Source organism: [Clostridium] cellulosi (assembly GCF_036762875.1).
GTDB classification, from domain to species: Bacteria; Bacillota; Clostridia; order Oscillospirales; family Ethanoligenentaceae; genus Ruminiclostridium_D; species Ruminiclostridium_D cellulosi.
This window is the reverse complement of record NZ_JBAIZF010000016.1, coordinates 39,719-63,970: the sequence shown is the minus strand read 5'-3', so window position 1 is coordinate 63,970 and position 24,252 is coordinate 39,719. Positions and strand designations below refer to the sequence as shown.

Annotated in this window: 23 protein-coding genes; 5 read left to right on the top strand and 18 right to left on the bottom strand. The window is 45.0% G+C overall.

All coding sequences use genetic code 11. The annotated features are described in order from the left end of the window. Nucleotides 1-19: 19 nt before the first annotated feature. The 9 genes from eno to V6C21_RS04295 all read right to left on the bottom strand — a co-directional run bounded on the left by eno (nt 20) and on the right by V6C21_RS04295 (nt 11,432). Entirely contained in the window at nt 20-1,315 is a 1,296-nt protein-coding gene (gene eno, locus V6C21_RS04335) for a phosphopyruvate hydratase (RefSeq protein ID WP_034837276.1), read from the bottom strand. A gap of 237 nt (nt 1,316-1,552) precedes the next feature. Next, nucleotides 1,553-2,785 (bottom strand): phenylacetate--CoA ligase family protein, encoded by a 1,233-nt coding sequence (locus V6C21_RS04330; protein ID WP_479268423.1) that lies wholly within the window; start codon nt 2,783-2,785, stop codon nt 1,553-1,555. Nucleotides 2,786-2,823: 38 nt separating this feature from the next. Then, nucleotides 2,824-3,420 carry an indolepyruvate oxidoreductase subunit beta gene (locus V6C21_RS04325; RefSeq protein WP_479268422.1) on the bottom strand — a complete coding sequence of 199 codons (597 nt, stop codon included), beginning with the start codon at nt 3,418-3,420 and terminating at the stop codon, nt 2,824-2,826. Then, complete coding sequence (iorA, locus tag V6C21_RS04320; protein ID WP_034837268.1) at nt 3,417-5,210, bottom strand: indolepyruvate ferredoxin oxidoreductase subunit alpha; 1,794 nt, start codon at nt 5,208-5,210, stop codon at nt 3,417-3,419. Before iorA ends, V6C21_RS04325 begins: the two co-directional genes overlap by 4 nt. 498 nt (nt 5,211-5,708) lie before the next feature. Next, entirely contained in the window at nt 5,709-7,463 is a 1,755-nt protein-coding gene (locus V6C21_RS04315) for a peptide ABC transporter substrate-binding protein (RefSeq protein ID WP_479268421.1), read from the bottom strand. A gap of 38 nt (nt 7,464-7,501) precedes the next feature. Beyond that, nucleotides 7,502-8,458, bottom strand: a complete 957-nt coding sequence (locus tag V6C21_RS04310; RefSeq protein WP_034837267.1) for an ABC transporter ATP-binding protein — start codon at nt 8,456-8,458, stop codon at nt 7,502-7,504. After that, nucleotides 8,455-9,453 (bottom strand): ABC transporter ATP-binding protein, encoded by a 999-nt coding sequence (locus V6C21_RS04305; protein ID WP_034837264.1) that lies wholly within the window; start codon nt 9,451-9,453, stop codon nt 8,455-8,457. Before V6C21_RS04305 ends, V6C21_RS04310 begins: the two co-directional genes overlap by 4 nt. A gap of 60 nt (nt 9,454-9,513) precedes the next feature. Beyond that, nucleotides 9,514-10,503 carry an ABC transporter permease gene (locus V6C21_RS04300; RefSeq protein ID WP_034837262.1) on the bottom strand — a complete coding sequence of 330 codons (990 nt, stop codon included), beginning with the start codon at nt 10,501-10,503 and terminating at the stop codon, nt 9,514-9,516. Nucleotides 10,504-10,514: 11 nt separating this feature from the next. Further along, nucleotides 10,515-11,432, bottom strand: coding sequence for an ABC transporter permease subunit (locus tag V6C21_RS04295; RefSeq protein WP_034837260.1), 918 nt, complete (start codon nt 11,430-11,432; stop codon nt 10,515-10,517). Between the two features lie 439 nt (nt 11,433-11,871). Between V6C21_RS04295 and yfcE the strand changes: the two genes are divergently transcribed. Continuing rightward, nucleotides 11,872-12,414, top strand: coding sequence for a phosphodiesterase (gene yfcE, locus V6C21_RS04290; RefSeq protein WP_034837258.1), 543 nt, complete (start codon nt 11,872-11,874; stop codon nt 12,412-12,414). A gap of 228 nt (nt 12,415-12,642) precedes the next feature. Here the strand turns inward: yfcE and V6C21_RS04285 are convergent, their stop codons facing one another. After that, on the bottom strand, nt 12,643-13,908 hold the full coding sequence (locus tag V6C21_RS04285; protein WP_479268420.1) for a [Fe-Fe] hydrogenase large subunit C-terminal domain-containing protein: 1,266 nt from the start codon (nt 13,906-13,908) through the stop codon (nt 12,643-12,645). Nucleotides 13,909-14,172: 264 nt separating this feature from the next. Here V6C21_RS04285 and V6C21_RS04280 point away from each other — a divergent pair, with 264 nt between their 5' ends. Beyond that, the gene (locus V6C21_RS04280) at nt 14,173-14,409 is read left to right on the top strand and encodes a hypothetical protein (RefSeq protein ID WP_479268419.1); all 237 of its coding nucleotides are present in this window, start codon (nt 14,173-14,175) and stop codon (nt 14,407-14,409) included. A gap of 28 nt (nt 14,410-14,437) precedes the next feature. On the opposite strand, the gene V6C21_RS04275 is transcribed toward V6C21_RS04280, so the two are convergent. From V6C21_RS04275 to V6C21_RS04240, 8 genes are all read right to left on the bottom strand, one after another. After that, nucleotides 14,438-15,163, bottom strand: a complete 726-nt coding sequence (locus tag V6C21_RS04275) for a TrmH family RNA methyltransferase (protein ID WP_034837252.1) — start codon at nt 15,161-15,163, stop codon at nt 14,438-14,440. A 31-nt stretch (nt 15,164-15,194) separates the two neighbouring features. Further along, a complete protein-coding gene (locus V6C21_RS04270; protein ID WP_479268418.1) occupies nt 15,195-15,881 on the bottom strand; it encodes a YjjG family noncanonical pyrimidine nucleotidase in 687 nt (228 codons plus the stop codon). 97 nt (nt 15,882-15,978) lie between these two features. Further along, entirely contained in the window at nt 15,979-17,457 is a 1,479-nt protein-coding gene (gene spoIVA / locus V6C21_RS04265) for a stage IV sporulation protein A (protein ID WP_034837247.1), read from the bottom strand. A 61-nt stretch (nt 17,458-17,518) separates the two neighbouring features. After that, a complete protein-coding gene (locus tag V6C21_RS04260; protein ID WP_479268417.1) occupies nt 17,519-19,069 on the bottom strand; it encodes a DUF3794 and LysM peptidoglycan-binding domain-containing protein in 1,551 nt (516 codons plus the stop codon). A gap of 202 nt (nt 19,070-19,271) precedes the next feature. Then, a complete protein-coding gene (gene spoVM, locus V6C21_RS04255) occupies nt 19,272-19,352 on the bottom strand; it encodes a stage V sporulation protein SpoVM (RefSeq protein ID WP_479268452.1) in 81 nt (26 codons plus the stop codon). A 102-nt stretch (nt 19,353-19,454) separates the two neighbouring features. Further along, on the bottom strand, nt 19,455-19,601 hold the full coding sequence (locus tag V6C21_RS04250; RefSeq protein WP_479268416.1) for a hypothetical protein: 147 nt from the start codon (nt 19,599-19,601) through the stop codon (nt 19,455-19,457). A gap of 197 nt (nt 19,602-19,798) precedes the next feature. Next, complete coding sequence (locus V6C21_RS04245) at nt 19,799-20,092, bottom strand: hypothetical protein (RefSeq protein WP_051492313.1); 294 nt, start codon at nt 20,090-20,092, stop codon at nt 19,799-19,801. Between the two features lie 191 nt (nt 20,093-20,283). Further along, nucleotides 20,284-21,135, bottom strand: coding sequence for a DegV family protein (locus V6C21_RS04240; protein WP_034837241.1), 852 nt, complete (start codon nt 21,133-21,135; stop codon nt 20,284-20,286). 190 nt (nt 21,136-21,325) lie between these two features. Here V6C21_RS04240 and V6C21_RS04235 point away from each other — a divergent pair, with 190 nt between their 5' ends. The 3 genes from V6C21_RS04235 (at nt 21,326) to V6C21_RS04225 (ending at nt 24,246) form a co-directional block, all read left to right on the top strand. After that, nucleotides 21,326-22,204: an NAD(P)/FAD-dependent oxidoreductase gene (locus V6C21_RS04235; protein WP_034837238.1), complete on the top strand. Its 879-nt coding sequence runs from the start codon at nt 21,326-21,328 to the stop codon at nt 22,202-22,204. Nucleotides 22,205-22,324: 120 nt separating this feature from the next. After that, nucleotides 22,325-22,792, top strand: coding sequence for a metal-dependent transcriptional regulator (locus V6C21_RS04230; protein ID WP_034837236.1), 468 nt, complete (start codon nt 22,325-22,327; stop codon nt 22,790-22,792). Between the two features lie 209 nt (nt 22,793-23,001). Next, nucleotides 23,002-24,246 (top strand): Nramp family divalent metal transporter, encoded by a 1,245-nt coding sequence (locus V6C21_RS04225; protein WP_045085991.1) that lies wholly within the window; start codon nt 23,002-23,004, stop codon nt 24,244-24,246. The last annotated feature ends 6 nt before the right edge of the window (nt 24,247-24,252 follow it).

The following is a 24,252-nucleotide window of genomic DNA, read 5'->3' as shown; positions in this document are numbered from 1 at the left end:
GGCTTATGCCGCTCTGAAATTATTGAAGATTATAGAAGGCGCCAAGTCCGGGGTACTCTGCTGCTCCCCGCAGTTCCTCCTCAATGCGAAGGAGCCGGTTATACTTTGCGACACGTTCACTTCTCGCAGGAGCGCCTGTCTTTATCTGGCCGGCATTGACCGCAACAGCAATGTCCGCTATCGTGGTATCCTCTGTTTCGCCGGAACGGTGGGATATTATTGTTGTGTAGCCGCTGCGTTGTGCCTTTGCAATAGCCTCAAATGTTTCAGTGAGCGTGCCAATCTGGTTTACCTTAATGAGAATTGAATTGGCTGCCCCCAGCAGTATGCCCTTCTGAAGCCTCTTTGCATTGGTTACAAACAGGTCGTCGCCGACGAGCTGGATATCGGACCCGAGTGCATTAGTCAGCATTGTCCACGAGTCCCAATCCTCTTCCGCAAAGCCGTCCTCGATAGATACAATCGGATAAGCACCGACAAGTTCCTGCCAATACCCCATCAGGTCTTGAACGCTCATGCGCTTATTCATCTTAGGTAGCAGATAACTGCCGTCATCCTGTTTCCATTCTGAGGACGCCGCGTCAATCGCAATTAAAAATTGCGTGCCCAGTGAATAACCGGATTTTGTTATCGCTTCCACAATGGCGTCGAGAGCTTCCCTGTCGCTGCCTAAGTTCGGCGCATATCCGCCCTCGTCGCCTATGCCGGACGCCAAACCTTTTGAGGCAAGCACCTTGCCGAGGTTATGATAAACCTCCGCGCACCACTGCAAGCCTTGTGAGAAACTTTCCGCGCCGACAGGCATTATCATAAATTCTTGAATGTCGATGTTATTTTTGGCGTGCGCGCCGCCGTTTAATATATTCATCATAGGAACCGGGAGCGTGTTGGCTCTTTGCCCGCCTAAGTGGCGGTAAAGAGGTATGTTCAGCGCTTTTGCCGCCGCTTTCGCATTGGCAAGGGATATAGCGAGAATGGCGTTTGCGCCAAGTCTTGACTTATTCGGTGTCCCGTCAAGCACAACCATACGCCTGTCAAGCTCCGCCTGTGCCAACGCGTCCATGCCTATCAGTGTATTCCTAAGTTCGCCGTTAATATTGCCGACTGCCTTTGTTACACCGCGCCCCATGTAGCGTTTCGGGTCGCCGTCCCGCAGCTCATGTGCTTCAAAAGCACCTGTAGAGGCTCCCGACGGCACCGCGGCACAAGCACAAACGCCGTTTTCAAGCGTTACCTCCGCTTCTACTGTAGGATTTCCGCGGGAGTCCAGAATCTCACGACCATGAATATCTTTTATAGGTAATTTAAAACTCATTTGTTAATTCCTCCGGCTTTTTTCTTATATTATTTGTTTGCCTCCTTTTGACTATTCATTTTTTGCCGGATTGAATTAAACATTCATGAGCCTGCCATTTATACTCAATACACTTTTAGTTTGGCTTATATCAAAAGCCGGGGCGGCCAACCCTTATTGGGGGGGTAACCGCTCCGGCTTTTGATTAGGGAGTTGTTTTTGCATGTATCTCTGAGGTCATCTATAGCAATAATTTAATTATTTCTGGCGGTAGTCAAAAACGCGTTTGCTCTTTTTCTCGCTTCTTGGCAAATCACCTATAGCAACCGCTTCCACTTCAATCTTTATACCAATTTTGCGTTTGAAAACCTCCGCTACTTCCTTTTCAACCTCTTCGGGCGCGAAGCCGTCTTTTCTCTCAACCTTGAGTTTGAAAATATCCCGGCCATTCTCGTGAGTAATATGTACCTGATATTCACTGCTCACGCCCTTGCAATCTGTAAGGACCGTATTTATCTGGCCCGGATAGATATTGACGCCCTTTACCTTGACCATATCATCCGTTCTGCCCATGATTCTGTCTATCATCGGGTATTCCCTGCCGCATGAACACTTTTTAGTGAGCTTTCTCGTAAGGTCATGGGTACGGTAACGGATAAGAGGCGCCGCCTGTTTTTTGAGGGTAGTCACTACAAGTTCGCCCCACTCACCGTCTTTTACCGGATTACCGTTTGAGTCTATCACTTCAAAATACAGAAAGTCGTCGAAGTAATGCAGCCCCTCGTGTTTATCGCAGTCAATCGCGATACCAGGGCCATAGACTTCAGTAAGGCCATATATGTCAAACAGCTCTATGTTGAGTTCTCTCTCGATGCGCTTGCGCATGATGTCGCCCCAAAGCTCCGAACCTATTATGCCGCGTTTGAGGCTCAGTTTATCTTTTATTCCGCGCCTTTGTGCTTCTTCTGCGATAAGCAGCGCGTAAGACGAGGTGGAGCACAAGACGGTGCTTTTCAGGTCTATCATCATCTGAAATTGCTTGTCGGTGTTGCCCGGCCCCATAGGAATCGCCATCGCGCCCAGTTTTTCGCACCCAGCCTGAAAACCTATACCTGCCGTCCACAAACCATAGCCCGGAGTGATCTGAATAACATCCTTATTGGTAACGCCCGCAATCTCAAAACAGCGCGCAAACATTGTCGCCCAATCCTCAACATCCTGTTTTGTGTAAGGTATGATTACAGGAGTGCCGGTCGTGCCGGAAGTCGAATGGATTCTAACCACCTGTTCCTGCGGCACAGAAAGGAGACCCATAGGATACGTTTCCCGGAGTGCCTCTTTGTCTGTGAAAGGTATTTTTTCAAAATCCTCCGGCGTCTTTATATCTGCCGCAGTAAGTCCGGCGTCTCTAAAGACTTTCTTATAGAATGGGCTGGTTTCAAGCACGCGGTCAATTAGTTCCTTAATTTGCGAAAAAACTTCGCTGTTCATATCACTGATCCTCCAAGCTAATATTATTTGACAAGATGCTACTTTACCAAAGCCGCTGCATAATTATAACCATACTCAAAAGCTGTTCCGTTGAGTGACTTAAACTTCTCGGGAACATTATTTATTATGACGGATAAGAACCTCTCCTTTTCAAAGGGAAGAAATCCTGCACCGCATGCCGCGCCCAACATTACTACGTTTGCGGCCTTTATTGAACCTGCCTTGATTGCCATCTCGCATGCGTCAACCACAACAAAGCGTTTGACTTTGCTTTTTATGAAATCCAACATCTCGTCGGAGTCGTATTTTGAAATCCCCAATGAAACCGATACCGGGCTTATAACCTGTGTATTCAAAACAACAGCGCCGGTCTTTGAAAGCTTCTTTAAGTTTCTGACGGTTTCGCAGATCTCAAAGCCCAATATCAAATCAGCACCTGAATCCGGAACCAAGGGACTTAAGACGCCGCCACCGACTCTAACTGAACTTGTAACCGAACCGCCGCGCTGCGACATGCCTATTGTTTCGCTCGTTCTCGCGTCAAAACCAGCGTCGATTGCGGCAGCTCCCAAAAGCCGAGAAGCAAGAACCTGTCCCTGACCGCCAACACCGGCAATTAAGATATCACATTTCATTTCTCGTCCCTCCCAATCGCGCCGAACGGGCAAACATCTGTGCATAATCCGCAGCCATAGCAAAGTGATGTGTCGATTTCTGCCTTTTTATTCTCATCCAGATGAATGGCCGGGCAGCCGATTTCTTTAATACATCTGGAGCAGGCCTTGCACTTTTCAGTGTCAACTTTATATATACATTCTTTTTTGAAAAGCGCTATACAGGGGGCTTCAAAAATTATCGCCGAGACCCTCGGCTGATTAGCCGCTTCCTTAACCGCTTCAATCGCCGTTTTCTGGTCAAACGGGTTGATTTTACGAACATATTCAACGCCCAAGCCCTTGAGGGTATCGTAAATACTGACTTTCGGCGATAAGCCGCCCATCATCGTCTTGCCGATTCCCGGGTGGGGCTGATGGCCAGTCATCGCGGTGGTGGAATTGTCGAGCACTATAATAGTTATTTGTGTGCCGTTGTAAAGCGCGTTTATAACTCCTGGGATACCTGTATGGAAAAACGTCGAATCGCCGATGAACGCAAAAAGCTTTGTATCGGGTTCGGCGCGCTTGATACCCTGCGCGACTGTTATAGAGGCGCCCATGCAAAGGCATGTATCTGTCATATCGAGGGGCTTCGCGTTGCCAAGGGTATAACAGCCAATATCGCCGGTAAATACCGCTTTTTGCCCTTTCATCGCATGCTTTACGGCATAGAACGACGCGCGGTGCGGGCAGCCTGCGCAGAGATTCGGCGCTCTCATCGGAAGTGCTTCCGGATAAGGAGTTTCTTCTTCCGTTTTATCTTCGATACCCATGAAATCGGATATAATTTTTTCGACTTTTTCAAGGCTGTACTCGCCGGCTTTTGGAACGTTTCCGGTTTTTTTGCCATATATCTGCGCCCTGCTGCCGGATTTATATGCAATTAGTTGCAATGCTTCTTCAACGACAGGGTCGAGTTCCTCTATTACAAGTACCTTATCAAGCCCTTTTAAGAATTCCTCCGCTTTTCCGGCCGGGAATGGGTAGGCTGTGCCAACCTTAAACATCTTGACATTAAGGCCCAGCTTCTTTACTGCGTCGTGGGCATAGGCATAAGAAATACCGGAAGCTGCGATCCCGACATTGCCGCTGCCGGTTATGTAATTAAAGCGGCAGCTATTAAAAATTTCAGCGATTTCATCCTGCTGTTTTTCGAGTTCTATGTGTTTTTTATAAGCAAGCGCCGGGAATATAACCCATTTCGGGCTCTTTACAAAGCCATTCGGCCGGTGCTCTTTACGCTCATTATCTATCTCAACAGCGGCACAGGCATGGCATACGCGGGTTGTCGGCCTCAAAAACACCGGAAGCCCAATCTGTTCCGAAAGTTCAAATGCGTACTGAACCATTTCGTACGCCTCTTCAGGCGTTGACGGGTCGAGAACCGGAAGATTCGAAAACTTTGCAAAATGTCTTGTATCCTGTTCTGTCTGTGAGGAATTGGGGCCAGGGTCGTCGGCGACAACGATAACCATTCCGCCATTTGTCCCTATATATGTAAGGCTCATAAGTGGATCGGACGCCACATTGAGGCCAACCTGTTTCATTGTGACCATAACCCTCGCGCCGGTATAAGACGCCCCAGCAGCGAGCTCCATAGCCGCTTTTTCGTTGACGGACCACTCTACATATATGCCGCAGTCATTATTTTTCGCAACAGTCTCAAGCACCTCTGTGGACGGCGTTCCAGGGTATCCGCATACCACATTGACGCCGGCTTTTATCGCTCCAAATGCTATAGCTTCGTTGCCCATCAACAATTTCTTCATATATCCAGCCCCCAACACTTTTATATATCTTCAACATCCTAACAGTTATTTACAACAAAAAACGTCTGTCCTATACAAGGACAGACGTCAGTCTGCGGTACCACCTTGCTTGAACTGCATAGACTATGCAGTCCCGCCTCTATGCGGCTTAACGCGCCGCGCAACGTCGGATTTTACTAACAGTTTTAAAACTGCGTTCCTTCCGCACTCCAAAGCCCAACCGCCGGATTTTCCCTACCGCTTCCCAGCTTCACGCGGCTCTCTGTGAGGTTATGTATCCGGTTTTGTCTTTTTCATCAGCTTTAACTATTATACAAGCGTGCTACACCACGCTCTCATTTTATTATATTCATAATAGTATAACGGATTGTGTTTGTCAAGCTTTAATTTTAACTGTCGAATAACCGTTAAATGACAAAATCACATTAAGTCGTTATAGGGATATTTATAAACAAAAAGGCTGCCCTGTCAATCACAGGGCAGCCTGCGGTTTATGCTTTATTTGCTTATTGAAGCCCACATGAACAATTTATAGCCCATCGGAGAATGGACATAACCCTTCAGATTCTTGCTTACGAGGTCTGGGTCAGTGTAGTAGTAGATCGGCATTACGGCATAATCGTCAAGCACTGTCTTTTCAGCCTGATGCAGTAATTCCATACGCTTTTTAGGATCGGCAGTCTTCTTTGCATCAGAAATGAGCTTATCATAAGCAGGATTTGTATACTTACCGTCGTTATTACCGCTTGTACTTGTGAAGATGTCAAGGAATGTCATCGGGTCAGAATAGTCTGCTACCCAACCGTCTCTTGCAACCTGGTAATTGCCGGTGTTACGGTCATTGATAAATACTGACCATTCCTCGTTAACGAGGGTGACATTGATGCCGAGATTCTTTTTCCATTCGGACTGGATATATTCAGCTATCTTCTGATGGCCTTCGTCGGTGTTAAACTTAAGTTCAACAGTCGGGAAGCCTTTACCGTCGGGATAACCAGCTTCTGCAAGAGCCTGTTTAGCTCTCTCGATATTAGCTTTTGTGTCACTGATGTTGATAATTTCGCCGCCCTTTTCCCTGAAGTCTGTATTGCCGTCAGCATCAAGGATACCATAAGGTACGAAAGAACCTGCGGGCTTCTGTCCGCCCTTGGCAACGTTCTTAACAAGATAATCCCTGTCGACAGCAAGAGTCAGAGCTTCTCTTACCTTCGGGTTGTCAAAAGGAGCTTTTTTCGTATTAAACACATAATAGTAAATACCGAGCTGGTCGTAAATCTTTGCGTCGCCGCTTGCCTGAAGATTTGCAAGCTCATTTGTAGGATATGAATCCGCAAGGTCAAGTTCGCCGTTCTTGAAAGCTGCGAGAATGGAGTTTGTGTCATCCATCAGCGTGAAATCAAGTTCAGCACCGACAATGTTCTTAGCATCATAGTAGTTCGGGTTCTTTACGAATACCATTTTGCTGTTGTGTTCCCATGATTTCAGGATATACGGGCCATTGCCGATATATGTTTTCGGATCATTTGCCCATCCGTCTGGATCTTTTTCAACAATGTCTTTTCTAACAGGATAAAGTGCCGGGAAGCCGACAATATCGAGGAAATAAATGCAAGGCGCCTCGAGTGTTACTACGAGGGTATGGTCATCAGTTGCTTTTACACCGAGATCGTCAAGCCAAATTGGAGATCCATCGTCTTTTGCGGAAATATATTTTCCGTTTGGATCAGCGACATAGTTGCCATCTTTGTCTTGAACGGGATTGCCGTCTTTGTCAAACTTTACTTTCTGGGGATTGCCAGATTCATCTATTGCCTGGGAGTTGATAGCTTCCGCATTTTTAATATAATAGAGCTGATACGCATAGGCTGAAGCAGTTGAAGGATTAACTGCTCTCTGCCAAGCATAAACAAAGTCGTTGGCTGTTACAGGTTTGCCGTCGCTCCATTTGGCATCTTCTCTGAGATGGAAAGTATAGGTCAGTTGGTCATCGCTGATATCCCAGCTCTTTGCAACACCTGGGACAATTTTGGCATTCTTGTCGTACTTTGTTAAACCTTCAAATGCATGGACAATATAAATTGAACCGTCAACTGCCTGATTAATTGCCGGGTCAATTGACTTCGGCTCAGAACCTACGCACACCCTGATCGGTGTTTCAGCAGGATTTGTGCTTCCTTGCGATTTGCAGCCAGTTAACACACCGACAATCATCGCAGAGGCAAGCGCCAATGAAATGATTCTCCTGATCTTCATATAACCTCTCCTCTTAATATATTTTTTGAAGTATTTCTCTATTTTAAAATGCAGGAACTATAATGCCCCGGCATTACTTCATGCAATTGCGGCACTACCTCCGCACATTCCGGCTTTGCCATTGGGCAGCGTGTGCGGAACTTGCACCCTGAAGGCGGATTAAGCGGTGAAGGAATCTCACCCTTTAGTATCTGCCTTTTTGTTGTGATTTCTGACTTCGGCTTCGCAATTGGAATTGCAGAAATAAGAGCCTGAGTATACGGATGTATCGGATTTCTGTATAATTCATCACTCGGCGCTAACTCAACGAGTGAACCCAAATACATAACTCCGACTCTGTCGCTTATATGTTTAACAACTGACAAATCATGGGCGATAAAAAGATATGTCAGCTTTAATTTTTTCTGCATTTCCTCAAGCATATTAATTATCTGTGCCTGTATAGAAACATCAAGCGCCGAAACCGGCTCGTCGCAAACGACAAACGACGGCTGCACCGCAAGCGCTCTCGCTATGCCTATACGCTGACGCTGACCGCCTGAAAATTCATGCGGGAAGCGCTGTGCATGGTCGGAGTTAAGCCCTACCATACGCAGAAGCTCCATTATACGCTCCTTGCGCTCTTTTTTATTCTTGTATAACTTATGGATATCGAGGGGTTCACCGACAATATCCGCAACAGTCATTCTGGGGTCAAGAGAAGCGTATGGATCCTGGAATATGATCTGCATCTTCCTGCGGTAGGGTGTAAAATCGCCTTTTGTTACATCCTTGCCCTCATAGAAAATCTTGCCGTCTGTCGGTTCAATCAATCTTAAAAGTGTTCTTCCAAATGTAGATTTTCCGCATCCGCTTTCACCGACAAGGCCTAATGTTTCACCTTTTGCTATGGAAAGCGATATGCCGTCAACAGCTTTGACGACTCCGCGGCTAAAATTATTTTTTACATGAAAATACTGTTTTAGTCCTTCTGTTCTTATAAGTTCCTCGCTCATTTAACAGCCTCCTTTCCCGCTGCTGCCTTTGCTCTCGGATCGTGAAGCCAGCAAGCACTCTCATGATTTTCTGAAATCTTTGTGTAAGGAGGCATGTGTGAAAGGCATACTTTCATACACTTCTGGCATCTTTGCGCAAACGGACATCCCTTCGGAGGATTGAGCAGGTCGATCGGCGTGCCTTCAATCGGCACCAGCGGATCGGAACTGTCAAGTTTCGGTATCGAATTCAAAAGCCCGATTGTGTAAGGATGCGCCGGATTGCGGAATATTTCCTCACACGGTGCAGATTCGACTATCCTGCCACCATACATAACTACAACTTTATCTGCCTTGTCCGCCACAATACCGAGATCGTGGGTTATAAGCATAACGGACATGTTTATTTTCTTCTGAAGTTCTTTTATTATTTCCAGAATCTGTGCCTGAATAGTAACATCAAGTGCCGTTGTAGGCTCGTCAGCAATAAGCATCTTTGGGTTGCCGGCAAGCGCCATCGCTATCATAACGCGTTGTCTCATGCCGCCGGAAAATTCATGAGGATACTGCTTTAAGCGCCTTTCAGGCTCATTTATACTTACGAGCTTGAGCAGCTCTATGGCTTTCTTGTCAGCCTCTTTGCCTTTTAATCCGTAATAAAGCTTTAATCCTTCTTTAATCTGAGCACCGATAGTATATACCGGGTTCAGCGAAGTCATCGGATCCTGAAAGATCATTCCGATTTCTCTTCCGCGGAGACTGCGGATTTCCTGTTTGCTCATCTTAGTGACGTCTTTTCCGTCAAAAATGACAGAACCGCCAACTATACGTCCGGGGCTCTCGACGAGTCCCATTACCGTACTCGCTGTAACACTCTTGCCAGAGCCAGATTCACCGACGACGCCGAGAATTTCGCCCTTGCCGAGTGTATATGATATATCGTTTACCGCCTTTACCTCACCCGCAGGCGTAAAAAACGATACTTTTAGATGTTTTATTTCAAGTAGATTTTCCATTTTTACCTCCTGACGTATTCCCTGCTGATAATCAGGATTTTGGCAGTCTAATTACCTTATTTATTTCTTCATTCTTGGGTCAAGAGCGTTTCTCAGTGCATCGCCGATAAGATAAAATGCAAGTATAATAAGGCTTATCAAAATTGAAGGACAGATAAGCAGATATGAATATGAGTAAATACCGGACAAAGCGTCACTTGCAAGTGAACCGAGTGAGCACATCGGTGCAGAAACTCCAAGGCCTAAGAAGCTCAGATACGCTTCCGTGAATATCGCGGTAGGAATGTTGAGCGTCGCGGTAACAATGATTACGCCCATGCTGTTCGGCAGAAGGTGCTTCCTGATAATGCGTCCCGGTTTAGCACCAAGCGCCTTTGCGGCCGCAACATATTCCTCGTTTTTGACGCTGAGTATCTGTCCGCGGACCATTCGTGCCATATCAGTCCAATACAGCAGTGCAAATGTAATGAAGATGCACAGCAGAGAACCGCCTATCGTCTTTAAGAATGTATTGTTAGGATGCGCGTCAAGATATGCCCTCAAGTTCGGAGATATTACAACCGACAGAAGAATGATAATGAGAAGTGACGGGATTGAAGAAATAATTTCAACAATACGCATCATTATATTGTCTACCCAGCCACCGAAGTATCCGGAAATCGCACCGTATATAACGCCGATTACCAGTATCATAAGGCTTGCCACGATACCAATGGCGAGTGAAATCCTGGCGCCCATCATCAGGCGTACAAACACATCTCTGCCGAAATTATCAGTTCCGAGAGGATGTGACCAGTTGACAAACGGGCGGATAAATTCACTGCCTTTAATTTGCTGGTCATATCTGTACGGCGAAATATAAGGGCCTATTATTGAAACAAGTATTACTACAACAATAAACCAAAAAGAAACGACAGCTACTTTATTTTTGCAGAACCTTTTATATACATCTTTCCAGTAAGAGGACGGCTCGCGCATAACCTGGATGCCTTCGCGCTCCTCTTTTGTGGCGGGCACAAACAGCTCGTCGGAAATCTTTAAATTCTCCATTTTATGCTCCCCTATTTCCCAAACTTAATCCTCGGGTCGATAACAGCGTAAAGAACATCGACCAAGAAGTATATTAAAATAAGAAGTGCAGCATAGAATACCGTAGTTCCCATAATCAATGGGTAATCGCGGTTGAATATGCTCTCAACGAATGATTTTCCGAGGCCGGGAATCGTAAATACCTTTTCAATAACAAAGCTTCCCGTAAGAACTCCTGCGGTCAGAGTACCGAGATATGTAATTACAGGCTGCAGTGCATTCCTTGCGGCATGCTTGATGATGACCACAGATTCACTGAGTCCCTTCGCTCTCGCCGTTTTAATGTAATCCTGATTTATAACATCAAGCATACTCGAACGCATAAGCCTTGCAATAAAGCTCAGCGGGAAAAATGAAAGCGCAAAAGCCGGCAATATATATTTCTGCGGCGTATCAAGCCCGTAAGTAGGAAGCCATTTAAGCTGTACGCCGAAAATTATCATGCTAACAGTCGCTATAACAAATGACGGTACTGAGGTTCCTATTGTCGCCAAAATCATTATGCCGTGGTCCAGCGCTTTTCCGTTTTTAAGAGCCGAACCGATACCCATGATTGTTCCAAGTACAAAGGCAAAGGCAATAGCTACCAAGCCAAGACGTGCTGATACAGGGAAATATGTACCTATCATTTCATTGACAGACCGGCCATGCTGTTTTACCGAATAACCCAGATCACCGTGAAGTATATCTACAAGATAATTACGATATTGGGTAAGCAGCGGCTTGTCATATCCATATTTTACTTCCATATTATGGATTATGTTCTGCGGCAGATTTCTGTCGCTCTGGAATGGTCCTCCTGGTACAAGATGCATTAGAAAAAATGTAGCAGTTATAATAAAGAATAATGTAATTAATGATAGTCCTAATCGCTTTAGAACATAGCGCAAATCAATCTACCTCCGAATATTTTCTCATCAACAAAGCCGCTTCCTTCTATCAGTCCTTGTTTTTGAATAATAAAATAAGTAACAAAAATTTAAATAAATTAGATTTAATGGATAAAACGATTTCGTGAATTTTACAATTGTCCAGCCGTCATATTATCCCTATATTTAAATCAGCATACAATGTATTATATATTGTAGCCACAAAGCGTGTCAACAGCTTTTTGCATATATATCCCACCGTAATATTTATCTAATTAACAAAGATTCGCGCATAAGTGTTTCGTTTTGTTTCATATATTGATATTTTAGCGATGTAATTTGTTAAACTGGCGCTCAAATGTTATAATATAAAGGTGAAAAAGCCAAAAGCTTAATAATTCTATTCTCAATGAATGACTTTGTCAACTTTCAGCCATTTATTTAACTTTTTGGAGGTACTATGAAACTGTTTTTTATCTCGGACATTCATGGCTCTTTATATTTTCTTAACAAAGCGCTTGAGCGATTTAAAGCTGAAGAAGCTTCCCACATAGTTATTCTGGGAGACGAACTCTACCACGGGGCCAGAAACCCGCTGACCCGCGATTACAACCCAAAAGAGGTCGCAGAAACGCTCAATACATATGCGGCAAAAATCATCGCCGTCAGGGGCAACTGTGACAGCGAAGTTGACGAAATGGTGCTCAAATTCCCGATGACGTCGACTTATTCGTCAATACTCTTTGAGAATAAAAGGCTGTTCTTGACGCACGGGCACATTTTTAACGATAAAAAATTGCCCCCTCTCAGCAGCGGGGACGTTTTCTTCTTCGGACACACCCACATTCCGGTGGCAAAAAAGGAAAATGGGATTACGATAATTAATCCCGGGTCCATATCGCTGCCCAAAGAAGGCAATCCAAACACCTACGGTGTTCTTGAAAATGGCACCTTTTACATCAAGAAGCTTGACGGTTCAGTATTCAAGCAGATTGCTATTTGATTAACCCTGGCTCACCGGCTTAGCAACACCGCGAAACGGTGCTGATCGCATTTCGATAATATAATATTACGCTTATATATTGCATTTCATTCTATTTTTTGTCATTTTTCTATGGAATAATTTTGTCGAACAATGTTTCAATTTGATTCCTCAGATGAATAATAGGATTTGAGACTTGCATAACTCAAAATTGTGAGTTGTGCAAGCCTCTTTTTTAGATTATGCATATTATTTGAATTGGCGGATAAAAATATTGTCTCTGTCAAGAAGACTTTCTAATGTGTCAAAACCCAATTTTTGGAGAATCATGAGCACATGTGGATTGTCAGCCGGCGTTTTACATGACGCAGATTTTGCATAATTATTTATGTGTTCCCTTGCCTCATCAACCGGTATAATTCGCTTCGGACCGCCTATACATCCGCCTTTACAGCCCATTCCCTCGATGAAATTAGCGTTAATATTTCCCTTTTCTATTTCCAAAAGCATCTTTTTGCAGTCGACAATGCCGTCTGCCTGCTGTGCCTTAAGTGCGATTTTCCTGTGTGGATTGAGTCTTTCTACGGTAGACTTTACAGCCTCACTGACACCACCCGTTTTTGCATAAATACGCCCGCCTTTTGAAGAATGGTCGCTTTCGTCCTCTGGCATCTCGGCGGGGTCTATGCCGCAGACCTCAAACAGCTCGGCGGTCTCCTGAAAGGTCAACACATAATCAACGGCGTCCTTGATATCCTCTTCCCTTGCCTCCGCCTTCTTCGCAATGCACGGGCCGATAAACACTGTCACGGCTTCTGGATGAATATGCTTTATTGAGCGCCCGCAGGCTACCATAGGCGACACCGACGGCGGCACATGGGGAATCAGCGAAGCATACTTCTTCTTTATCAGCGCGACCCACATGGGACAGCAGCAGCTCGTCATAATAAAATCGTTGTCGTCTTGAATGGCCCGGTCAAACTCCAACGCCTCTTTAAGCGTCAGTATATCGGCAAATAAAGCCACCTCAATCATTCCGTAAAACCCGGCCGCCTTGAATGCGCTCCTGAGTTTGCCGGCCGTTACTTTTTCACTGAACTGGCCTGAAAAAGCAGGCGCAATCATCGCATAAACAGGGGTCTTATGCTCGGCGAGCAGCTTCATTAATGGTATTAGATCTACTCTGCCAGCAAGGACATGATTTTCACAGTCTTCTATGCAAAGCCCACATCCCGCGCAGTCCGTTGAAACGATGAGTTTACCGTCTTTATCGCGCTTTATCCCATCAAAAAGGCAGTGTAACTCACATTTCGCTTCGCCGTCAGCACAGACACAATCGGAAAGCTGAACGACAGGCCCGTATCTTTCAGGGTGCAGAAGGCTGTCAAGCGCTCTTTGCTCTTCCTTTGGCACCTCATTCTTTAATTTCTCGGCAGTTTCCTCAAGCCTGTTGTTCTTTGCCGCCTCAAGCAAAGTCTTTCGCATCTTATCAAAATCGCCCATGCATGCAGTCATTCCTTTCTCTTTAGCGTAAAATTGTCTGGCGTCCAAGACTATAATGAATAAACTTACATTTTTGCAATTTGGATTTCGGGACTTATCTTTTATTAATTATATGCATTTCTACAGTTTTTACAGTTAAAAACGCAATAAAAAATCCGGTTCAAACCGAACCGGATTTTTTGTCTTTGCGCAAAAATTTCCTGTTTACATCAATGTACGGCATGATATAATATAAGGGAACGACGTTCCTTTTTGATATTATATGGAGTGGTTATTATGCGAAAGGTTTACGTCGCAGTAAATGCTGACTTTACCGCAGACGGCAAGGTTTTGCCGCGTTCCTTCACTTGGGAGGACGGGCGGAACTATGAAGTCGACCGCATTATTGATATACGCCCAGCAGCATCTCTAAAAGCAGGAGGCTGCGGAATCCGATATACCTGCCGGATACAGGGAAAGGAAGCTTATATGTTCCTTGAGGGCAACCGCTGGTTTATGGAGGGCAAGGATTAATTACTTGGCAATAAAACACACCCTATCGTCAGCGTTTCTTCGTAAACTCGTAAAGCGCTATGCCCGCTGCAATCGAGAGATTGAGTGAATCTATCTCTCCGGAATGTTTTATAACGACGCTTTTGCCTATCTGTTTGTAATGCTCGTCAAGGCCCGTCGCCTCGTTGCCGAAAATCAGCGTAAAGGGCTTGTCCGAACGCGGCGGCATATCCGAAAGCGACAGCTCGCCGTCAAGCATGAACGGATACAGCTCGTGAGATGTGAATATCTCTGCATATTGTTCAATCGTATCAAAATGGGAAAATCTTATACGGAATATGGCGCCCATTGAAGCGCGGATAACCTTCGGGTCAAGTATATCGGCACCGCCGCCGATAATTGCAAGGTCATGGACGCCGAAGCCGAGCATAGTTCTCATTATTGTGCCGAGATTGCCCATATTGCTCGGGTTTTGCAGCGCCACATGCGGGACATTCTTTTGAAGCTCGCACTCATACTTTTTGAAAGCCCCTATGACAAGGCAGCTCTCCTTTGGGCTTAAACGGGAGATGACTTTATCGTTTATTTCAAGCTCCACGTTATTTTTTCTGCAGAGATTCTCTAATTCTTCGCGTCCTTCCTCCCTGTAAGAGGTGCTGGCAAAAACCTTTATGACCTTTTCGGGCTTTGATTTTATTAGTTCTATTGTCGGAAATGCTCCGAATGAATAGGAATGTTCAAAATCTTTTTTATACGATTTAAATACTGTTTGCATTATAATCCTCCGATTTGATTGCAGTCATAGTTTAAAGAAGAAGCGTGCGCAGTTCATTGATGTTCTTTATTTCATAGTCCGGCTTGATAGTACCGTCGCTGCAAGTTCCGCTGGGGTTGACCCAGCATGTCGCAGTGCCGGCGTCAATGCCGCCCTTTATATCTGCCACGAGTGAGTCCCCAATCACCAGCGCGGCGCGGCGGGGAATATCGCTGTAAATCCTGAAAACATAGTCAAAAAAGCCTTTTTCCGGTTTTGGATACCCCGCGTCGTCGGATATTATTATGTGTTCGAAATATTTTCTGATGGACGACGATTCGATACGCTTCCGCTGCATATATGCTATGCCGTTTGTCACAATAGACATCCTGTAACGGCCAGACAGCTCCCTGCACAGTTCCTCTACCCCGTCATATAAAAACGGGCAGAAAGCGAGATTGTCTATATAAAGCGCGTCAAACTCTTCGGGGTCGCAGTCTATATTGAATTGGGACAAAAACTCTTCAAACCGGCTTTTCTGCATTTTAGGGCGTGATATTTTGCCGCTCTCATACATATTCCAGTACTTTATATTGATTTTATCAAAGGTGTCCAGCATTTCGGCACTGCACTCTACGCCGTAATGCTCAAGACAGCGCGAAAGCGACACGCGCATCGCCTTATTAAAATCAAAAAGCGTCTCATCAGCGTCAAACAAAAGCAGCTTATAGTCAGCCATCAGAACACACTTTCATCAAAATTTAGCCTTGTTTTTATTATAGCACAACCTGATAAAAAAAGAGAGCCAGACGGCTCTCTTTTAATATATGCGTTCCTTAAAGCAGGATGCAAATAAGCCCTCCGCAGCCCTCGTTGATTATTCGCTCGAGTGTCTCCTGAATCTTAAGTCTGGCGTCCGCGGGCATATGGTGGAGCTTATTGTGCAGCTCATCGGTGACAAGCTCGTGGAGCGACTTGCCGAAGATGTTCGAATCCCATATCTTATCCGGGTTATCTTCAAATTCTTTGAGGAGGTAGTTTACCAGCTCCTCAGACTGCTTCTCCGAGCCGACAAGCGGATTGATTTCCGTAACGACGCGGCATTTTATCATATGTATTGAATCGCTGCTGGCTTCGAGGCGTACCCCGAAACGTCCGCCCTGTTTAAGCATTTCTGGCTCTTCGAGTTTGAGTTCCTCTACCGTCGGCATTACGATTCCATACCCAGTCGCGTTCACTTCTTCGAGGGCGCCTTTTATCTTGTCATACTCCTTTTTCATCTTTGAAAGCGACATCATAAGCTCAATCAGGTCGCCTTCACCTGAAATGTTAAATCCGGTCGTCTCTCCAAGCACCTGATAAAACAGGCCGGGCGAAACAGTAATTGCGATTGATGCAGTACCGCTCCCGAGGTCTACGCCTGTAACCATAACATTAGTTACATTTTCATTTTGGGCGATGCTTTCAACCGTATTGCGGACTTCTCTTATCTTTGTAATATTCTTCGCGGCTTCATTTATTGTATTATACAATGAAGAGTGCAGCCAGTGGTCCATATCGAGGGCCGCTATCCAGTCGGGCAGGTCGACGCCAATTTCCTTGACCGGGAACTCGAACAGGACAGTCTCAATTATGCTCCTTATCTCGTTTTCCCCGAGCTCAAGGCAGTTTACGGGAATTACCGGCACGTTGTACTTGTTCTCCATCTCAGCGCGGAGGGCCAATGTCGAAGCTGCTGTAGGCTGCGTACTGTTGAGCAGTATTACAAATGGCTTATTAATATCCTTAAGCTCCTCAATTACCCGTTCCTCGGCCTCGGCATATTCATCCCTCGGGATCTCCCCGATACTGCCGTCGGTGGTGACTACAAGCCCTATGGTAGAATGGTCGGTTATTACCTTCCGGGTCCCGATCTCCGCCGCCATATTGAACGGAATCTCCTTGTCATACCACGGCGTCATAACCATGCGCGGATTGTCGTTTTCTATATATCCGAGCGCGCTCGGCACGATATAGCCGACGCAGTCGATCATCCTTACCCTGAAAACTGCGTTGTCCTTAAGCCTTATTTCCACAGCCTCATTTGGAATGAATTTAGGTTCCGTCGTCATTATAGTACGTCCCGCAGCGCTCTGCGGCAGTTCATCGGTTGCCCGCTCCCTCTTATAGGAATTCTCTATGTTCGGAATCACGAGACTCTCCATAAACCTTTTGATGAACGTGGATTTTCCCGTGCGGACCGGACCTACAACGCCAATGTAAATATCACCGTCCGTGCGCTGCGCTATATCCTGATATATGCTGCGGCTTTCCATACTTATCCCCCTTGTCAATTAATTTTTGTGCCGCTGCGGCAAGCTGAAATGAGTATTGCTTTCAGTTTTTCGCGCAGTGCTTTTTGGGTATAAGCAGCATTGAACGCTCTGGAAGCGTATCTTCTTCAAGATTGTTTTCGCGTTTGATTGCCTCCACCGACGTATTGTAGCGCTTGGCAATGTTCCACAGGCTCTCCCCGCCGTCGGCAAAATACAATGTAAGCGTTTTCTGTTTTATCTCCCGCGGCTTTGTCTCGTCAAGCGACATATCAGCGACGACATTTTCGCTGTCAACACTGAACACTATCGCGGACACCATGCAGTCACAGCGGATATCAATGCCGCCGGGAACAATGCTGAAGGTGGCTGCGACGACTGTAATATCCGGTTCGCAGCGGATATTGGCGCTCGGAGCACTCATCGGCTCGTTAATGGTAAAGGGAGCGGATCGTTCAAGGCATACTGGCCCGCCATTCATATCCGACGCCATTACCGATATACTCATTTCGCCGGTTATGACAAGATTCTTGCCCTCTGCCTTTGCCGTCACGGTTTCGGGTTTGACTACACAATCGGTAACGCTTGAAAAACCGTCGCCGGGCGCTTCAACCGAAAGTTTTACCGTTTCATTAGACTTAATGACGTCTGTAATGTATTCGACGGAAAGCGGCTTCATCTGGATTTCCATTTCATAAACAGGGCTATACGCATCTGCAACGACTGTAACCTCGCCGTTGCTCCGCGCGCTCGCCATAGCGTTTATTTCCGCCTTGACCGACATTATCCGGTTTTCACCGTCTTCATTAGCCGCCATCTCAACATTTATCTTTTTAACCTCATATTTAACGCTGACAATGCTTTGCTCATCAACGCCCTCGAGGTCAATTATCTGGCTCAGCGGCAGGGAATGGTCCATAACCTCAAGCCTTGAATCTTCCGCTTCCGGCGAATAAAGCGTATGTAGAACCAATTCGCCCTTTGTAATGATTTTATTAGCAATAACCTTGTAATCCTGCACAACCGCTGCCGCGTCACATCTCACTATCGAGGCAACAGGAGGTTTGCCGTAGCTTACCTCAAGTTCGTCCTCGATGCTGAATGGACGCTCGGCAAAACCTATCGGGCTGCTGACTTTTATGCGCCTGCTGAGCATCTCGACCCTGTCGTCGTCACACCCTGTGACAATTTCCTCGTCCTTGCGGCTCCATACCTTCGCAGAGATTGAAACCGAAGCCTTAATCTGAAATCTTCTCGGACTGATCGGCCTGCAGTTGACATAATCAACTCTGGCTTTCGCTTTCGCCATATCGTTGCGGTCGACGCCAGCCGCTTCAAAGGTGTGTGTAAGTGTGCTCTCATAAGTAAAACATCTTATCGAGCTCGAATTATCGGGGATATATATGATTCTGACACAAAACGTGCCGCTGACATTTAGACGTCCCATATCAAGCGTTTTTGTATCTATTTTTGCACATGCCTCAGTATTGAGTACCCTCGCGATATCCGGGCAGTAATCCGGCAGCAGGACATCGCCTTCAATGGGCAGGTCTGCTGTGCCATCAAACGCCAGTTTGTTTATACGAACAGCAGCTCGGTTTACTGGTAAGTCCATATCTCCATCTCCTTTTCAGAATCGTATCATGGACAAATCGGCGCAGTCCTCGATTTTTCGCAACATTTGCGCTTCCTTGTCACCGATTCCATGACATGCAGTAATGCAATATAAATATATTTGGATATGCACTCCGATATGCAAAAAAAATACCGCAAAGCCGAAACTTTGCGGTAAAATGCCTGTAATATTACCCGGATTTCTAATCCTGGCTTTTTATACCGAACAGTAAACGGAAAAAGCCGCGCAGAAATTTAGGGCTTTTCCAAACAACAACTTTCATAAAAACCCCCATTCTGCCGCCGGCACATATTTTTTCAAACAACCAAAGCCCCGCTTTGGCGGCAAAGCGGAACTTTATATGACATTATGCCGCCTTTATGTATTACCTCTTAAGGCAGCAGAACCCAATAATTATTATTGCAAGCGATATTACAATTACAAGAACAGAAGCGGGTAAAAAGCAGGCTAAGAGAATTCCGATTCCGAGAAAAATGGCAGATATTGCGACAGCAAATAGGCGCATTTTCATGTCGCATCACTCCACTTTTCCTCTAAGGCAATAACGGTCTAAAGCCGTTTGTTATATAATATGCAAGGCCGCACTTTTTGATACAAATTTTCACATTCATGCGTTTGCGGCTCACCCGCCAAAAAAGCGCCTTCCAGCGGGCAGCAAAAAGCCCCTCAAAGCCTAAAAGCTTTGAGGGACCGATACTGGTTTAAGTATTATACCGCTTTTTTGGAAGACGTCTTGACATCATTTATTATATTAAGTATTCCATTGTAGGTTAAGAATTTATACTTAGCAAGGGTTTGGTGCGGGATTTGTATATCGAACGCTTTTTGAACCTTGAAATACAGCCATAATAAATCGCGGGGAGTTAGGTGAAATTTTGATCCCAGTAAATTTTCGCTGCGGAGGCTTACGTCATCGGCGAAATAGTTCCCCATTGAAAATAGTTTATCGAACAATTCGCAGAGCTTTTTATCGTAAGCACTGCCAATCAATGACTGATTCATTAATCAGTACCTCCCAGCAAACATCTATATCCCGAAAACACTAATAATTATTCAATGTAAATATCGGCAATATTTTTATATATTTTATAGTTTCTGGGGAGGTTTTAGTTAAATCCTATAACAATCCCCGCTTTTTATTATATCAGATTATGAAAATTATTAAAATAACCAATCCATAAAAAAATTGACTATTATTTTTGAATAAACATAATTCCAATCGTTTCGGGCCCAGAGTGGGATGTTATTGTAGCACCCGCTTCGGTTTCGATGATTTCGTCAAAACTGATATATTGATTTATCCTGTCACGCAAAGCGTCAAGCTGTTCGCGGCTAACGCCATATGTATGAGCCAAAACTACTCTTCTGGTGTCAATATCGTCCTTGTCTTTGAACAAGGTATCAACATATTCCATCCGGACTTTTGAAAGCGGCCCTCTGAATTTCTTGCCCACTCTCATTGTTCCGCCGTCGACCACAATCTGGGGCTTGATTTTTAAAAGATTTGCGCCGAGCGCCGCTACGCTGGAGCATCTGCCGCCTTTTTTAAGATAATCGAGCGTATTTATAACAAATGATGTGTTTACTTTCTTTGTAAATTCGGCGGTGCTTTCTGCGATCTCAGCGGCACTTTTACCCTGCATAGCGAGCTCTGCTGAATTCATCACGCAAAGCCCTACGCCGGTGCAAAGGTTCCTCGAATCGACAACATACACACCATCAATGCCCTCAGAAGCAATTACCGCATTTTGATATGTGCATGACATATCGCTTGAAATCGTATGGCAGACTATCTCATAGCCTTCATTATGCCACTTTTCAAACTCTATTTTAAAATCTTCAACAGTGGCTCCAATAGTGCCCGGAAGCTCGCCTGTTTTTTCTACAAAATCATATATAATGCTCGGTGTTACATCTATCTTATTGTCTTTATATACTTTGCCTCCCAAATTTATGTACAGCGGAATTATGCCAATATCATATTTTTCAATGATTTCAGCTGGCAAATCGCATGTACTGTCTGAAAGTATTTTGACCTTTGCCATATTTTTTTATTAACCTCCAAGCAATACTTTTTATAATATCAAGCTTGTATAAGTTTAACACACTAAACAAAAACAATCAATAACATTGCAAACTATTGCAACCCCAACGCATAATCTATTTTTTGCCTACGTTGACAATAATAAGGCTGGGTATCATAATATTATCAAAGACAAATGGGAAGGTAATAGAATGGAATATTTTGATGTAGTTATAATCGGGGCCGGACCGGCAGGAATTTCCGCGTCCCTGTATACAGTTAGAGCTAACCTTAAAACGCTGGTCATAGGCTCATCGGGAAGTTCGCTCGAAAAAGCAGACAAAGTCGAAAACTATTATGGATTTGAAAATCCGATAAGCGGAAAAGAGCTGCTTGAGACCGGTATTAAACAGGCTAAGCGCTTAGGCGTCATTGTTGAAAAAGATGAAGTCACTGCTATTGAATTCGACAGAGTGTTCACGACAAGGACTGTTAAAACAGAATATCTGTCTAAAGCCGTTCTCATTGCCACCGGATTGCCGCCGAAAAGGCCGAAAATACCCGGCATGGATAAGTTTGAAGGCAAGGGGGTCAGCTACTGCACCACCTGCGACGGGTTCTTTTTTAAAAATAAAAAAGTAGGCATTTTAGGCAACGGAAATTACGCCGTTCAGGAAGCAATGGAGCTTTTACCGTTTACTAAAGACATAACAATTTTCACAAACGGTAAAAGCGCAGATTTTTCAGGGGTTTATGCGAAAGAAGCTGAAAGATATAAAATTTGTATCGACAAAGTAATTGAACTGTCCGGCGGCGAAAAGCTCGAAGAAATCGTGCTTGACAGCGGTTCGGAAAAGCTTGATGGCCTCTTTGTGGCGGGCGAGACGGCTTCAAGCATAGATTTTGCCACTAAACTCGGCGTCGCCACTAAGGGAAACATTATCATAACCGACAGCAGCAAAAAGACAAATATCGACGGCTTATTCGCGGCCGGCGACTGCACCGGCGGGTTCAAACAGATATCCGTCGCGGTTGGAGAAGGCGCTATTGCCGGAAGAAGCATAATAGAATATATACGCCGCAACAAATAGTTTACCTTGCCGCTCATATTTCCGGGAACTTAGCTGCCAATAAATTTTTTAATATGTCTTTTGTGTTTTGCATATGCTGTAACAAAGCCAGATTATTAAGACGGTTAGGTAGTGACTAATATGAGCGTTATGCCGGATTTTCATACTGTCCGCGGTTATCAAATTCTTGAGCAAAACCGGAAACTGCTGACTCCAGCGATGGAAGATTACCTTGAAATGATTTACAGATATAGCTTATCGCAAAATTACATGCGTGTAAATACCCTCGCTCAGCTTTTAAACGTGAGGCCGCCTTCGGCGACAAGCATGGTCAAAAAACTGACGGAACACGGGCTTCTCAAGTACAAGAAATACGATATCATCATTCTTACCGACAAGGGTGCCAAGCTGGGACGGTATCTGCTGGAACGGCATAGGATTATTGAGACTTTTCTCAAAAACCTCGGTATCAGCAAAAATCTGCTCATTGACACCGAGCGCATTGAACATATCGTATCCGACGAAACGCTTGAAAGGATTATACATTTTAATAAATGCGTAAGCGAAAAACCCGGCCTTTATGCCGAGCTTGCCGCTAAAACAGACTAATATAGGGCCGCGCCTTTGCGCGGCCCTTTTTTCTGTCAGTAAACGCTGGTAGCAAAAGCCATGAGATTGACATAGTCTGAATAAGACAAGTATTTTAGAGGCGCCTAAATTGTTTATTGAAAGTTAATGTCTCAACAAAACATCAATCTCATGGAGTGATAACCTTGGAAAGCGAAACTGATTTCAATCTGCACACCCAAAGCAACCGCATCGCTGTAAGGCATTTTTCCCGCAGAAAAACAGGGTTTGCAAACCTTTTAAAATACATAGGGCCTGCATTCGTAGTGAGCGTAGCCTATGTGGATCCTGGCAACGTCGCAAGCAACATAAGCGGCGGCTCAAAATTTAATTACGCGCTCATATGGGTAATCCTATGGAGCAACATTATGGCAATATTCTTGCAGACCTTATCCGCAAAGCTTGGAATAGCTACCGGACATAATCTGCCGGAAATGTGCGCTAAAGTATTCCCAAAAAGCTTAAACTGTTTTTTCTGGATGCTGGCTGAAATTGGCGCGATGGCGACTGACCTTGCGGAATTTCTCGGCGCTACGTTGGGATTAAACCTATTGTTCGGCATACCGATGTTTTATGCGGCACTTCTCTCCGGCGTTTTGACTTTCTTCATCTGCTATATGGAGAAATACGGTCAGAAGATTGTCGAAATAATAATAACAGTTTTGGTCGCAATAATCTGCATAGCCTACTTAATTGAAATCTTTCTTGCAAAACCAGATTGGGCACAGGTTGCGCTTCATACGCTCATACCCTCGATCCCGAACAAGGAAGCCCTCACAATAGCGGTCGGTATGCTCGGCGCAACTGTAATGCCCCATGTAATCTATCTACATTCGGAGTTGGTCCAATGCAGATGCAAAAAAGGCTCTTTTGAAGAAAAAAAGCACCATCTAAAAATGGAAAAAATCGATATAGTGATTGCAATGAATATCGCATTTTTTGTTAATGCGGCAATGGTCATAGTTTCTGCCGCAGTTTTTCACCGCAGCGGCATTGTTGTCGAAACGATGCAGCAGGCCCACAAGTCACTTGAACCACTATTGGGTTCGCTGTCAAGCGGGGTATTCGGCATTGCCCTGCTCGCCTCCGGGCTCTCTTCTTCAGCAGTCGGTACTATGGCCGGGCAAACTATTATGAGGGGGTTTATCAATTTAAATATCCCCGTAAATCTCCGAAGGCTTATTACCATGCTTCCAGCGCTGATTATAATCGGGTTAGGGTTAAACACGATGTACGCATTAGTAATCAGCCAGGTGGTGCTGAGCTTCATTCTGCCGATACCTGTCATACAACTGCTGATAATATCCGGCAGAAAAGATTTGATGGGCAGTCTTGTAAACAAACCTTGGGTACAGGCATTGGGTATTATTATAACCTGCGTAATAGTTGTCCTCAACGCCTTGCTTGTATTTTTTACGATAACCGGCCGAGGCTGATTTACA